Below are 14,689 nucleotides of genomic sequence, written 5' to 3'. Positions count from 1 at the left end.
TGAAGCGAATGATCTTCTTAGCAATAACTATATCTTTACCGTCTGTGAAGAGGAAAAATTTGAAAAGATGATAGAGAAGATCAGAGCTTTCATAGACAGATATGGTGGAAAATGTATTGTGAGCGACTCCCTTGTTTTATTACATGAAAAAAAGTAAAGAGTACTTTGGGGATTGTTTTTCATTTGATAACAAAATAATACCAATATTGGATAACTATAGTATTAAAAAAAGACAATTAAATATCAAAAATAGATAATTTATAGAACAAAAATAGTGTAGAGATAAAATCTAAAAACCTTTAAAATACTGACAACTAAAATTGAAGGAATTCAAATGAGTAGAAAGATAACAAAAATCTTAATAGCCAATCGTGGTGAAATTGCACTACGTATTATCAGAGCATGTAAAGAGTTGGATATTACGAGTGTAGTGATACACTCTGATGCTGACAGTGAAGGCTCATGGGTACAGAAAGCAGATAAGAGTGTCCTGTTAGAGGGACATCCTGTGCAAGTCTATCTGGATTATGAGAATATTATCAGGGTGGCTAAAGAGTTAAAGTGTAGTGCTATCCATCCAGGGTATGGTTTTTTGTCTGAAAGTGCTGACTTTGCAAGAGCCTGTGATGAGAACGGTATTATCTTTATTGGACCAAAAGCAGAACATATTGAACTTTTTGGTGACAAGATCACTTCCAAAAATGCCATGAAAGAGATAGGTGTACCTGTGCTTGAAGGTACTACTACTCCTATCACAGATAAAAAAGAAGCGCAAAAGATCTCTCAAGAGATAGGCTTCCCAGTTATCATTAAAGCAGCATTTGGTGGTGGTGGTCGTGGAATGCGTGTCGTGCATGAAGCAAAACAGTTCGATTCACTCTTTGATGCAGCAACAAGCGAGGCCAAAAAGTTCTTTGGAAACGGTGATGTATTCATAGAAAAATTTGTAAGTAATCCTCGACATATTGAAGTACAGGTTATTGCAGATAAGTATGGGAATGTGGTGCATTTGGGTGAAAGAGACTGTTCCATTCAGAGACGTCACCAAAAAGTGATCGAGATCGCACCTTCTCCAAGTCTTAATGATGATACGCGAAAAGAACTCTATCGTATAGCTATCAGAGCGATGAACCGTCTAGGGTATGAGAACGTAGGGACGATCGAATTTTTGCTAGACGAAAATGATAATATCTACTTTATCGAAATGAATACACGTCTTCAGGTCGAACATCCGGTCACAGAGATCATCACTGGTGTGGATATCGTACAACGAATGATCCAAATTGCAGAAGGTGACAAGCTTCATTTCTTACAAGAAGAGATCGTTTTTAGAGGATATGCTATTGAGTTCAGGATTAATGCAGAAGACCCGCTCAACAATTTTATGCCATCATTTGGAACGATCGAAAAGTACTTAACACCGGGTGGACCAGGAGTAAGGCTTGATACAAGTGTATACGGCGGATACTCTATACCTACCAATTATGATTCAATGATAGGAAAACTGATCGTATGGGCATTAGACTGGGAAGGTGTAGTGAAAAAAGCCAAAAGAGCGCTGGATGAATACTACATAGAAGGTCTTACAACCAACATTCCATTCCATAAAGAGATAGTGTGTGATGAGAGTTTCCAAAAAGGTATCTTTGATACAGGATTCTTAGACAAACGTGTAGAGCAATATGCACTGCTTAATGCCATCGCACCAACGGAAGATAAACGTATCAGTTCATTTTTCTCAAAATTGATGCAAAAAGGTTTAACCTCGAAAAAAGGTGATTTTATCTAGTTACATTTAGTTACAATTAATTTTATATTATTTACTACGTGTTCTTCACCTAATAAATAAAAATGTCATACTTTGTATTGTTTTTACACAACTATAAAGTATGATGCATGTTGAACCTAGGGCATGATTGTAAGATAGCTTGGGCATATTAAGATACTTACTATATGATTATTTAAGAGTTTTTTGATTAGAAGATTCGGTGAATTATAAAGGGTATGTATGAAACTCAATGATATTGTTGTGAATTATGTAAAAAAAATCATTAAAGAAGATCGAAAAAACATTTTTCATTTAGTCTATTACTCTATCATAGATGCTATTCTTGTCTTGTCTATTCCTCTTGCATCCGCAATTATCATCAACAGTGTATTGGCACATGCTTCGCTCTCTGTAGTTATTTTGGGATCAGTAGTCCTTGTGTTATTTCTATTTATTACCATTTTACAATTGCTTAAAGGCTATATTGTCGAAAAGTTTCAACAGAAAGTTTTTCTTCAAGAAGGTATAGAAGTGGCGACAAAAGCATTACATCTGAAGCACGAAGATCATAATGACGAAATTAACCATAGAAAATTAATGAACTACTTTTTTGATATCACTTCGATCCAAAAGTTTTTTCCTATTCTTTTGCTTGATGGCTTGGGATTGATGATCAAGATCGTTGTGAGTCTTCTTTTGTTACTTGCATTTGATCCGGTACTATTTGCTGCGGGGGCACTCTTTTTCTCTATCTATATCATTCTGTTGTTTCTACTTGGTCATAATGCAGCTAAAAGAGCATTGGAGCGTTCAGATGCAAAACATAGTACCATCTATTTTTTACAGCATATCAATGAAGAGAAGGGTAGTGAAAAAGAAACGCTGACAAAGTTCAACACCAGTTTAAGTCAGTATGTAGATGCCAGGAAAAAGTTATTTCAGATCATTATCAGACAATTGGGATTTACTTATTTTGCAGAAGGGTTCATTTTTAGTATGTTCTTGGTCATAGGAGGTTATCTTGTAATCAATGGAAGTTTGCCTTTGGGGGAATTTGTTGCGGCTGAAATTATTGTGACCTCTATTACGTATGCATTAAAAGGATTTGCAAAACAGCTTGATTATATTTACGATATGATCGAAGGACTCTATAAAGTCAATAAGTTGTCAGTAGGTCTGGAGGATAAGAACGATGGATAGATTTGAATTTGATGCATTGAAACTTACTGAGACTCATCCTTTTGTGAATCGTATTGGGCGTTTTACTTTTTTTCTGATACTTTTTTTCATAGCCATTCTTTTTCTGCCCTGGAGACAAACTGTTCAGGGGGAAGGTACATTGATCGCGTATGACCCCACCCAGAGAATACAGTCTATCTCTGCACCTATCGATGGTTTTATTGATACTTTTTATGTTTCAGAGAACGAACATGTACGCAAGGGGATGAAACTCTTCAATATGATCGATCCTGATAAAGACTATAGAACACGTGTATATAAAATGAAAGAGGATTTCGAACAGCAGCATCAGAATATAGAAAATGAACTCATTGTACTCAAACAAAAAGACACCAGTCTTCTGAATCAGAAAAAAATACGCATGGAGCTCTATGATAAACGTTATATTCAGGCAGAGGAACAGTTGAAAAGTCTACAGCTCAAATATCAGGCAGAAAAGAAAAACTATGAAGTTTTATTCAACCATTTTACCAGGGTTAAACAACTCTATCTTCAAAAAATAGAATCAAAAAAGAATTATGAGAAAAGTGAGAACCAATATATCAATGCGAAAACAAAATTAGAGAAGATTGAAATTGATATAGAGGTGCAAAAGCGTCATTTATCAATCATTCAACAGGAAAAACAACACTTTTTAGAAGAAATAGAAAATCAGATAAGAACACTTGAAAACAATATGTTAGGGGTGGAAACACGCTTAAATATTTTAACAAGAGACTATGAAAAACATTTGACAGAGATAGCCAGATATGAAACATCATCAGTAGTTTCAAAAAAAGACGGTTTTGTCATGCGTATCTTGGAAAATGACAAGAATACCTATATTAAAAAAGGGCAACCGATCCTACGTTTTTCTCCCGATGTCAATACCAGTGCACTTTTGTTAAAGGTTTCGGACTTCAATATGCCTTTAATCAAAGAGGGACTTCCGGTAAGGATCAGATTTCATGGATGGCCTGTGTTGCATATTCCCGGATGGCCGGTGATAAGATTTGGTACCTTTGGAGGCATTATTAAGAGAGTTGATCCGATATTACATGAGAAAGGTGCTTACTATGCCTATGTGGTTGAAGATCCGAATGAACCATGGCCTTCTCATGAAAAACTTCGTGTGGGTACTGATGCAATGGCATGGGTTGCTTTGTCACGTGTACCGATCTGGTATGAACTTTGGCGCTTAATGAATGCATTCCCTGCAAATATGGTCACACCGGAGCAAAAATAATGAAAAAAACACTTTTAAGATACGCTGTGGGTATGTGTATCTTTTCTCATGAAGCTTTTTCTCAAGAGATCTTTACCGTGGATCATATGAAACACTATCTCACAGAAGAAAACCCCTATATTTACACGGCAGTGGGACAACAATATATTGATGCAGCCCGTATTCAATCAGCAGAGGGAGGCTTTGATACGAAACTCTCTGTAGCGTATGACCAAAAAGAGTATCCGATAAGTACAGGTGAATTTTCTGATATCTCTTTTAGCAAACCGACAGAAAACGGTACAGAATTTATTGTAGGGTATAGGAGAGCTGAAGGCATTCAAGAGTATAACAATATCAAAACAGGTAGTGAAGGGGAATTGCGTGTGGGAGTGAAAGTACCCGTATTTTCACTATTGAACGATATGAATGAACGAAAATATACACTTGAAGCTGCGAAAATAAATGCGACTAGATCGGCTTTTGAATCACAAAACAATTTAAGAAATCTCTATACGCATATCGTTACTTCGTATTATCAACTTCTCTACTATAGTGAAGTACTAAAGCTTGAGAAAAAACTGCTGCATAAAGCGACCAAAAGAAATCGTTTTATTGAGAAAAGAGTCAGCTCAGGAGATCTTGCTGATGTTGCAATACTCGAATCTAAACAGCAGATCATTAATCGTGAACAAAGAGTTCTCACAACTAAAAACAATTATAGTCAGGCCTTACAGCTCTTTTTAAATTATCTGAACCTCTCTAAAAAAGAGTTTGAACTGAGATATGTTCTCCCTTCATTAAAAATGCTGAAGAGTGAAAAAATACTTTTTCAAAATGCGATCACTCAAGCATTAACACATAGACCGGATATCAAAGTCTTGGACTCCCAACGCACTAAACTGGACCTGGATACAACCTATAATAGTGTATCCGCGTATCCGAAGTTAAATCTTTTTGCCTATGGTGTTCATGATATTCAATATGGAGAGGGTATCAAAGTTGGATTACAATTTGATATACCATTAGAAAGACGCTCTTATAAGGGAAAGATGATCGAGATACAAAAAGGTATGAGTCAAATTGAAGAAGAGAAACATAGATTACTGTTAGAATTGAAAACAAATCTCAGTAATCTCATCTATTCATTAGATATTATCAATCAAAATATAGAATTAGGGGAGAAAGAAACAAAGATCGTTGAGACACTTGAAGAAGCCGAAAATAAAAAATATGAAGTAGGTTCAAGTGACCTTTTTCAGATCAATCAACGTGAAATAAGAACATTGGAAGTAAAGAAAAAGCAATTGGAATACTACCTCAATGCCTTGGTGATACAACAGGAGATAAAAAAAGAGATGGGAGAGTCCATGACACTTTAAAAGTGTGATCTGTTGATATACATTCTAGATATTGGGCAGATCACTCTTCATCTCTTCTAAATATTAGTATATCTTTTCTTTTATATAATCTTAAGTTATTTATAATACAATATCAGGAAATATATCAAAGGAAACAGTATGGATATAAATAAATGGAGAGCCACATGTAGACCTGTGAGAATTGTGGTAGGATCGGCACTTATCGGTTATGGTGTATACTCAGGAAATGCTTGGTTCTATCTTGGTATGATCCCACTTATTGCAGGACTTAGCAACTTTTGTCCGGCATGTATCGCCACTCAAAAGTGTGATATATCAGAAAAATAAAATAGATGAGGTGGATCCTCATCTGTTTTACACTTACTTTTAACGCTATTACATTAGCACACTCTTCATAATTCAACCGTTCATATATTTAATAAAGTATAATTTCACAATACAACGCTTCAAAGGTACAGGCTATGGATACACTCACACAATATTTAAATGATCATCCTCATGATGAACTGCATCCTTCAGAGATAGCGAATATTCTTAAAGATCTCAATGAAAAAAGTTTTCGTGAAGCATTACAGGCCATACCTAGAGAGCTTATTGCAGATGTTGCATTGGAACTTCCGGACAGATATTTTGAAGATATTGTTGAGTCTTTTACCACAAAAGAAATTGCAGATTCGGTCGCTGAACTGGAAAGTGATGACCAGACAGACTTTATGCAGGAGCTTGAAGAGGTCGATTCAAGTATGGCTAAAGCAGTATTTAGCCAGTTGGATGAAGATGACCAGGCAGATATTTTAAAGCTTAAGCAGTATGATGATGATATCGCGGGTGCGTATATGCAAGTAGAGGTATATACGGCCAATTTACATGATACGGTACATGATGTGATCAGACAATTTGCGAAACTAAGACGTAATGATGAACTTGAGAATGTGAATTATCTTTTTGTCACGGATGAAAAGCATCACTTGCGTTATGGTATAGGTTTGGACCATCTTCTGGTCTTTAATTTTGATCAGACACTAGAAGAGAATATTAACGAAAACCCTGAAAAATATAAACCTGTTATGGGATACGATTCTGACGATATCAGTGATATCGTACAGAAGTTTCAGGAGTATGACCTGTCATCGATGCCTATTATTGATGAGAAGGGTATGCTTCTTGGGCGTATTACTTCAGATGATATCTATGACATTATCAATGAACAGGCGACAGATCAAATGTACCATTTGGCAGGGGTGAATGACGATGCAGAAGAGGATGAAGATATCTTTAAAGCAGGTAAATCACGTGCTGTATGGTTGGGGGTGAATCTGATCACAGCTATCACTGCTTCTTTGGTCATAGGCCTTTTTGAAGATACACTTCAGAGCATTGTCGCGTTGGCTATTTTGATGCCTATCGTAGCTTCTATGGGTGGCAATGCAGGGACGCAAAGTCTTACGGTGGTTGTACGTCAGCTTGCACTTGGTGACATTGCACAGCATGATGCATTTCGTACGATAAGGAAAGAAGTCATACTCTCTCTTGCAAATGGTTTCCTTTTTGCTATAATCATGGGTATAATAGCCTCAATATGGTTTGATAAAGGGATGCTTGGTATCGTGATCGCACTCTCTATGGTCATCAATCTATTGAGTGCAGGTTTCTTTGGTGCTATGGTGCCATTGTTACTCAAAAAAATGGAAGTTGATCCAGCCATTGGAAGTACTGTGGTACTTACAACGGTAACGGATGTTGTAGGCTTCTTTTCGTTCTTGGGTCTAGCGACCCTAATATTATTATAAAGGTATTTTTTTATACATGGATTTGTTAATTCTTTATTTCACTTTAGCAGTGATGATATCCTTCATCTGTTCAATTTTAGAATCTGTTTTACTCTCTGTCAACATGGCATATGTTTCAGTGCTTGAAAAAGAGCGTCCTATCGCAGGAAGACTTTTAAGAGGACATAAAATTAATATCAACAAATCTTTATCTTCTATTTTAATTCTCAATACGATTGCCAATACTTTGGGTGCAGCTGCTGTGGGGGCACAGGCTGAAAGTATTTATGGAGTAGGTGCGGTATTTTATGTATCTATTGCCTTGACATTTGCTATTCTTTTTTTGTCTGAGATCATTCCTAAAACCATAGGTGCAGTGTACTGGAAATCTTTATCACCTGTGGCGGCATACGTGATTCATTTTTTTATTTGGATAACGTACCCTATTATCATTTTAACACTCTTTGTGACCAATCGTATAAGTAGAGGTGTTGATACAACCAGTTTGACGAAAGAAGAACTTTTACAGAGTACTTTGCATAGTGAAGATGAGGGACTTCTTAAAGAGCAGGAATCGGATGTGATCGAAAATATTCTTCTTCTTGATAAGATAAAGATCAAAGATATATTAACGCCTAGAACAGTTGTTTTTGCTTTAGATGGGAGTAGAAGTATTAAAGATATTGTTGAGAGTGAACCAGCGATATTTAAATTCTCAAGAGTACCTGTCTACGATGAGAGCATTGAAAATATTACCGGTATAGTAATGACTAAAAAAATCTTTAAACAAGGTCTAAAAGATGATACTGTAGCGTTAAGTACAATACAAAAAGACATTTTTAAGATCTCAGAAAACTTGCCTGTATCTAAGGCACTTGATCTGTTTATTAAGAAAAAAGAGCATATGTTTCTCGTCCTTGATAACTATGACCAGACTGAAGGAATTGTGACACTTGAAGATTGTGTTGAGACCATACTAGGTGTTGAGATCGTTGATGAGAGTGACAGTGATGCTGATATGAGAGAAGTTGCAAAACAAAAGATGCGTCTTAAACGTAGGTTAGAGAGTATTTCTAACGAAGAAGAATAAGGCTTACTTTGTCATTAGCTACACTTGGGTTATCTGCAGAGATCTTAAAAGCACTGAATGAGAAAGGCTATGAGTCTGCTACGCCTATCCAAAAAGCACTGATCCCCGCTATGTTCACGGGTCGTGATATCATGGCCGGTGCACAGACGGGGACAGGAAAGACAGCAGGTTTTTCACTCCCTATACTCCAGGAACTCAGTAAACATTTTGTTGAAGGACAACACTACCCCAAAGCAGTCATTTTGGTACCTACACGGGAACTCGCCAAACAGGTACATGCAAGTATAGAAGCGTATGGAAAGTACCTCCCTTTAAAAAGTATAGTGCTCTATGGCGGAGCAAACTTAACTTCACAGGCGAATAGACTAAAAGCAGGGATAGATATTATCGTCGCTACGAGCGGACGTCTCTTGGAACATATAGGGCAAAAAAATATCAATCTTGAAAGTGTTGCATACTTAGTCTTAGATGAGGCAGATACGATTCTGGATATGGGCTTTGTGCATGAGGTGGGTAAGATACTTCAGCATCTCCCGGATAAACGGCAGAATGTACTTATCTCGGCAACACTTTCAGGATCTGTCAAAAGACTGGCAGAGCAGATACTCCAAAAACCCAAGCTCATAGAAATCGACAGTATGGGAACTTCTGCTCATACTGTAGAACAGATCGTCTACCCTGTCGAGAAAGAGAAAAAAACTGAGCTACTCTCCTACCTTATAGGTTCACGAAATTATAAGCAGGTACTTGTCTTCACCCGTAAAAAAGAAGTTGCAGATGAAGTAAGTAAAGAGTTGAATCTTTCAGGGCTTATAACAGCAGTGATCCACGGTGGTAAAACATCAGGTGAAAGATCTAGAGCATTAGAAGGCTTTAAAGAAGGAAAAGTACGGGTACTAGTTGCGACCGACATCGCAGCTCGAGGACTGGATATACCTGCCTTAGGTGTCGTCATGAATTATGATATCCCCCACGTTACAGGAGACTACATACACCGTATAGGACGTACGGGAAGGGCAGGGGCAAAAGGATTGGCCATTACGCTCATCTCACCTCTAGAAATGGTCGCTCTTAAAGATGTGGAGCGTCTTATGGGCAAGCGTATTCCTCAAGAAAAACTGGAAGGATATGCCCCCAAAGAGATAGCGAAACAAAAAGGTGCTCGTAAAAATCCCAATGAATATAAAAAGACGGATGGGGCTTTTGGAAAAAAGAAAACCAAGACAGCGACTGCACCTAAAAGTAAAAAACGTAAAACAACCAAACGCGACGGGTTTAAAGCATTTGATGTTGCAAAACCGAAGATAGAGAAGAATAAAAAACGAGGTAGAGGAAGAAAGTAATTTCCTTTTAAATGATATGTACCCGAAGGTACATACCGCTTATTTGGAATTAAGATCTTTTAAAAATGCCAAGGTCAGTGTATCTTTGCCATCGATGCGTTTTTTTCCAATAGTGAGTTTTACACTGTGGAAAAGAAAAAGTTCACCTGCATAGTTGATACCCAAAATAAAAGTGTAGTCACCAAAAATAAATTTTTTCAACCCTTTTGCTTCAGGTTTATGGGTAGGATTTTTGATATAGAAACAGACTTCATTGGGAAAATCGCTTGTACGTTTATCGTCATCATTCAAAAGTACCTCACCTAACTCAGACGTCACTTGAACGGAGAGTTTCTGATCAAGTTCATGTGTTTTTATCGTATAATCACCAAATGTAAATTGCATTAATTCTTTCCTTCTTTATGAGATTAAATATTATATCTTTTATTAAAAGATTTTAGATGAGTTTTTGTATCAATAATGCGCAAATTAACGATACAATGTAACCTTCTTCGATCGGTTCTAGTGCCCTTATAGACTTATACTTCCTTCAAAGAAAACTTCCCGATCTCTTCCAAAAATGTAGTAGCATAGGAACCTTTAGGAAGATAAAACTCAACGGTAAGTTTTTTCGTATGAGTATCATACATTGTTTCTACATCTTGAGGCCAGATCCATGCAAAACGTCTGTCTCCTTTTAGTGTGTTCAAGTCTGTATCATCATAGGCTTCTTCAAGATGGTAGGCATCACTTTTAGCCCTTAGCGCATTGGCCCCACATAACAGTCCGGTAGGGGAGATCTTCTTTTGTTCGAAGGCTTGGGCACTTTGCTGCATCTCTTTCACGTAATCACTTTTTCCATAAGGATAAGGCATGATAACATCACCGATAAAGAGTTTGAAAAACTGAGGCTGCTTGGCCAAAACTTTAACAAGTTCCAGTGGATATTGGAGCTTTTTTGCTGCTGCTTCTACTTTATGGTCTCTGATGATGGCAGAGAGCTTTACTCTTGAAGCCAGCCATTTATTGTAAAGGTAGCTCTGGTAAGCGGAGACAAGCAGTTTTTCTTTACTGCCTTTCAGACGTTTCCCTGAATGGGCTATCTCTTTGCCCTGGAGATAGGAACGGCTGTCTTCACCGAAACGCTGGTACCCATAATAGTTGGGTATGCCATCCACTTGCATTTTTTTTGCTGTGGTATTGAAAAACTTTGCTTCATTTTCAGCAATATCATGCAAGACAATGGAGAAACGGTTACCTTTAAGGTGTCCTATTTTGATTGGTGCTTTGTTGTAGGTACGTTCTAGTATCTCGATCTTCTCTGTTGTAAGGTTTTTGTTCAGTTCCTTTTCGTACTTTTTTGGAAGAGAAATGTATTGTATGGTGGTGGCATTTTTGTCTTTAAGTCCTGCATAACCGATATCACGCTCTTGAAGACCAGTTGCCTTAGCAAGGACTGTAACCAGTTTCCATGTGCTCATATCGGTTTTCTTGATCTTGAGTATGAGAAAATTTCCAGTACCGGTAAAAGTGTAAAGAGGTATCTCCTCAACAAAAAATCGTTCGACAGTCTGTTTAAAGTCAAACTTGAGAGGGGTATGGTTATAGGCGTAGGTTTTAATGTGATTCATGGAGGAATTATAGCGAAATAATGATGTGATCATCAGATTTCATCATGATTTGATATATATATTTGATCTTTTTTATATATAAAACTTAAATAATAATTAAATATATGATAGACTTATGGATAAAATTTTTGGGAGGAAGAATGATGAAATCATTAAAATTTGAGGGAAGCGGTAGAGAGTATTTCAAAATATGGATCGTGAATGTACTCTTAACGATCGTGACATTAGGATTCTATTATCCATGGGCAAAAGTGCGTAACCGCCGCTATTTTTATGCCAATTCTATACTCGATGGCAGAAATTTTGAGTACCATGCAACTGGGAAACAACTCTTTATAGGTTTTTTGGTGGCAATGAGTCTTTTTGTTGTATATGTAGTGATCCAACAGGTTTCACCTATGGGAAATCTTATTTTGATCGGTGCTTTATTTGTAGCGATACCTTGGATAATATGGAGAAGTATGATGTTCAATATGCGTATGACAAGTTTTTCGAATGTGCGCTTTGGTTTTGTGGGTAAACTTCGTGATTCTTATATGAATTTCTTTGTCTATCCTGCTCTTTTAATGATCGGTTATGTGGTGTTGGCTATTGGTGTTGAGGTATTGATGCCTATATTAGGTGTCGGATTGACGTCTCTGATCTCATTTATTGTCTTTTTAACTTTTATTGTTTTTGCCGTCTCTTTTATAAAAAAGAAAAATACTGAATATGCCATTAATCTCTCACGTTATGGACAGGGTATATTTCAAACAAATATCCAGATAAAAGAGTTTATGAACATTATGGTCAAAACGATAGGTATAGCTCTATTGACTATGTTTATCACAGCATTGATCATAGGTGCTTTGGTCTATGCAACGGTAGGACTTGAGACACTTGTTTCTATCCAGGAAGCAGCCAATGATCCTCAAATGATGCAGGCCCAGATGGCTGCTATTGTGCCTATTATAGGATTAGCTTATTTAGGGATGATACTTGCATCCATGTTTATTATGGCATATTATATGACCAGACAGCGTACCTATGTGTATGAAAATACCACTTTAGATGATGCAATTTCCTTTGGTTCTACACTCAAAGCAAAACAATTCGCATGGGTCATGATGACAAACTTTTTGGCTGTTATCGCAACATTAGGTCTTGCTATGCCATGGGCCAAAGTAAGGGTTGCAAGGGTCATGTTGGAAAACACACAAGTGCATACGGATGCAGGATTTGACCAATATATGACACAAAGACAAAATGAAGCGTCATCATTGGGAGAACAGATAGGTGATGCTTTTGATGTAGATGTAGGACTGGGATTTTAGAGACATGATAAATGGCAAGTGGTATGCACAAGGAAGTGCAGCATCTTTGGATGCGACACTTGCTGTAACATCAGAACATACTTATGTGATCAGGGTAGAAAACGGTGCTGTCTATGAAGGTAGCTTATCTGTATTAAACGTAGACAATAGACTGGGAAATACAGAACGAAAGATCACACTTGAAGATGGCTCCATCTTCGCTACCAAAGAGAATGACCTTATCGATAAAATATTTAAAAAACATCTGTTAAGCAATGGCATTATCCATACGCTGGAATCAAAGTTGAGGTGGGTTTTTGTTGCACTTGTGATCACGGTATTTACTACATTTGGGTTTTTTAAATGGGGTGTGCCCTGGAGCAGCACAAAGATCGCACATCTATTGCCACATGAAACTAATGAACTTATTGCCACGCATACTTTGGAATTTCTTGATAAGTATATATTTAAAAAAAGCAAAATTTCTCAATCAAAAATGGAAGAGATACGTCAACATTTTACATCAACCTTGGTTCCGTTAAGTGAAGATCAAGAGATCAACTACAGAGTGCATTTCCGTTTATGGCGTGATGGAAATGTCAGCATACCTAATGCCTTGGCATTGCCTTCAGGGGATATTATCTTAACAGATAAATTTGTAGAGTTATCAAAGAGTCAGGATGAAATTGATTCTGTACTACTGCATGAGATGGGACATGTTATCCATCGTCATACTTTAAAGATGGTGATAGAAAGTACATTTATTACAGTGGCAACAATGATGATTGTAGGAGACAGTAATGGATTGGCAGATATGGGGGTAGGGCTAGGTTCACTTCTGGTAAGTAGCAGCTATTCTCGTGGTCATGAGTCTGAAGCAGATATCTATGCATTTGAGCAGATGCTTGCAGCAAAGATCGATCCTATTGCATTTTCAGATATTATGAATCGTATGATGTCCTATATGGAGCGACCAAGCAAAAATGATAAGAACAGTGAAACGTCTGATGAGGATGTTTTGGATTATTTATCTTCTCATCCTGCTACCAAAGAGCGTGTCGAGGTAGCACAACAGTACAGTCAGTGTTTCAAAAAAGGTTTGACTACCTGTGAAATAGTCTCAGTGCCTCAATAATTTAACCACATTTCCCCGGAGCACATTTCATACCGTTAAATTGTCCTGTCAATGTGCCATCGGTACTTCCTTCATGCATTTTTTTCATTCTCTCTTTCATCATTTGTGGATGTGCGATGAAGTTGTAGCCTTTATACAGGGTAATTCCTCCATAGAGAATGACTAGCAGAGCTGCAAGCTTCATCATGGTACCACGTAGGGATCCTTTTTGCAGGATCTTTGTGAGGAAGCCTAAAAAGAAAAGCGCGGGGATGGTAGCCAGTCCAAAGGTTGCCATGACCAAAGCACCTGAAACAGGATCAGCAGTACTTGCCGCAAAAATAGCGAAAGAGTAGACAAGTCCACAAGGAATCATACCATTGAGCAACCCTAAAAGATAAAAGCTTAGATACGATTTGTCTGACATCAGTTTTCTGAAGCTGTTTTGAAACCAGGCATATTTGGAGACGGACCATTCAGCAGAATTGAGAAATTTAAGATTTCCTATAAGTGAAAGACCTGCAAGTATCATCAGTATACCGGTGATGAGAAAAAGTATCCCTTTGGTGGTAGGTGTAAAAGCGACCACTTGTCCCACATAACCAAATATAGCGCCTAAAATAGCATAGGTGGTTACACGTCCAAAGTTGTAAGCCAAGTGTGCAGAAGTCTGTTGCAGATAACTTGTTTTTTGATCTATTTTTGTAGAAGAATATGCAACTACGATCCCGCCACACATTCCAATACAATGTCCAACGCTTCCTAAAAAAGCGGTTGTTAAGATAATAATTAAATCTATATTGCCCATTGAGACTGCCTCTTTTGTAAATAGTGATAAAACTATAGTATTATTTTGTTAAAATAGTGTTAATAAATCA

General features: G+C 37.3%; 13 protein-coding genes. 10 read left to right on the top strand and 3 right to left on the bottom strand.

The window, feature by feature from the left end; translation table 11 throughout:
• Window positions 1–334: 334 nt before the first annotated feature.
• The 8 genes from PF327_RS05550 to PF327_RS05515 all read left to right on the top strand — a co-directional run bounded on the left by PF327_RS05550 (window position 335) and on the right by PF327_RS05515 (window position 9,795).
• Window positions 335–1,789 (top strand): acetyl-CoA carboxylase biotin carboxylase subunit, encoded by a 1,455-nt coding sequence (locus PF327_RS05550; RefSeq protein ID WP_289401637.1) that lies wholly within the window; start codon window positions 335–337, stop codon window positions 1,787–1,789.
• Window positions 1,790–2,008: 219 nt separating this feature from the next.
• A complete protein-coding gene (locus tag PF327_RS05545) occupies window positions 2,009–2,968 on the top strand; it encodes an ATP-binding cassette domain-containing protein (RefSeq protein WP_289401636.1) in 960 nt (319 codons plus the stop codon).
• On the top strand, window positions 2,961–4,232 hold the full coding sequence (locus tag PF327_RS05540; RefSeq protein ID WP_289401634.1) for an HlyD family secretion protein: 1,272 nt from the start codon (window positions 2,961–2,963) through the stop codon (window positions 4,230–4,232). The genes PF327_RS05545 and PF327_RS05540 overlap by 8 nt, the downstream gene beginning before the upstream one ends.
• Window positions 4,232–5,593 carry a TolC family protein gene (locus PF327_RS05535; protein WP_289401633.1) on the top strand — a complete coding sequence of 454 codons (1,362 nt, stop codon included), beginning with the start codon at window positions 4,232–4,234 and terminating at the stop codon, window positions 5,591–5,593. Before PF327_RS05540 ends, PF327_RS05535 begins: the two co-directional genes overlap by 1 nt.
• Before the next feature lie 138 nt (window positions 5,594–5,731).
• Complete coding sequence (locus PF327_RS05530) at window positions 5,732–5,920, top strand: YgaP family membrane protein (RefSeq protein ID WP_289401632.1); 189 nt, start codon at window positions 5,732–5,734, stop codon at window positions 5,918–5,920.
• A 134-nt stretch (window positions 5,921–6,054) separates the two neighbouring features.
• Window positions 6,055–7,383 carry a magnesium transporter gene (gene mgtE, locus PF327_RS05525; RefSeq protein WP_289401631.1) on the top strand — a complete coding sequence of 443 codons (1,329 nt, stop codon included), beginning with the start codon at window positions 6,055–6,057 and terminating at the stop codon, window positions 7,381–7,383.
• Between the two features lie 16 nt (window positions 7,384–7,399).
• A complete protein-coding gene (locus PF327_RS05520; RefSeq protein ID WP_289401630.1) occupies window positions 7,400–8,452 on the top strand; it encodes a CNNM domain-containing protein in 1,053 nt (350 codons plus the stop codon).
• 8 nt (window positions 8,453–8,460) lie between these two features.
• Window positions 8,461–9,795, top strand: a complete 1,335-nt coding sequence (locus tag PF327_RS05515; RefSeq protein ID WP_289401629.1) for a DEAD/DEAH box helicase — start codon at window positions 8,461–8,463, stop codon at window positions 9,793–9,795.
• Window positions 9,796–9,834: 39 nt separating this feature from the next.
• Here PF327_RS05515 and PF327_RS05510 read toward each other — a convergent pair whose 3' ends face one another.
• On the bottom strand, window positions 9,835–10,179 hold the full coding sequence (locus PF327_RS05510; RefSeq protein WP_289401628.1) for a hypothetical protein: 345 nt from the start codon (window positions 10,177–10,179) through the stop codon (window positions 9,835–9,837).
• A 134-nt stretch (window positions 10,180–10,313) separates the two neighbouring features.
• Entirely contained in the window at window positions 10,314–11,438 is a 1,125-nt protein-coding gene (gene truD / locus PF327_RS05505; RefSeq protein ID WP_289401627.1) for a tRNA pseudouridine(13) synthase TruD, read from the bottom strand.
• A 110-nt stretch (window positions 11,439–11,548) separates the two neighbouring features.
• Between truD and PF327_RS05500 the strand changes: the two genes are divergently transcribed.
• Both PF327_RS05500 and PF327_RS05495 read left to right on the top strand, forming a co-directional pair.
• Window positions 11,549–12,718 (top strand): YjgN family protein, encoded by a 1,170-nt coding sequence (locus PF327_RS05500; RefSeq protein WP_289401626.1) that lies wholly within the window; start codon window positions 11,549–11,551, stop codon window positions 12,716–12,718.
• A 4-nt stretch (window positions 12,719–12,722) separates the two neighbouring features.
• Window positions 12,723–13,832 (top strand): M48 family metallopeptidase, encoded by a 1,110-nt coding sequence (locus PF327_RS05495; RefSeq protein ID WP_289401625.1) that lies wholly within the window; start codon window positions 12,723–12,725, stop codon window positions 13,830–13,832.
• A gap of 1 nt (window position 13,833) precedes the next feature.
• On the opposite strand, the gene PF327_RS05490 is transcribed toward PF327_RS05495, so the two are convergent.
• Complete coding sequence (locus PF327_RS05490) at window positions 13,834–14,619, bottom strand: sulfite exporter TauE/SafE family protein (protein ID WP_289401624.1); 786 nt, start codon at window positions 14,617–14,619, stop codon at window positions 13,834–13,836.
• Window positions 14,620–14,689: the final 70 nt, after the last annotated feature.

It is taken from the genome of Sulfurovum xiamenensis (assembly GCF_030347995.1).
GTDB classification, from domain to species: Bacteria; Campylobacterota; Campylobacteria; order Campylobacterales; family Sulfurovaceae; genus Sulfurovum; species Sulfurovum xiamenensis.
Note: the sequence above shows the minus strand (reverse complement) of the source record. Positions and strands in the feature narration are given on the sequence as shown.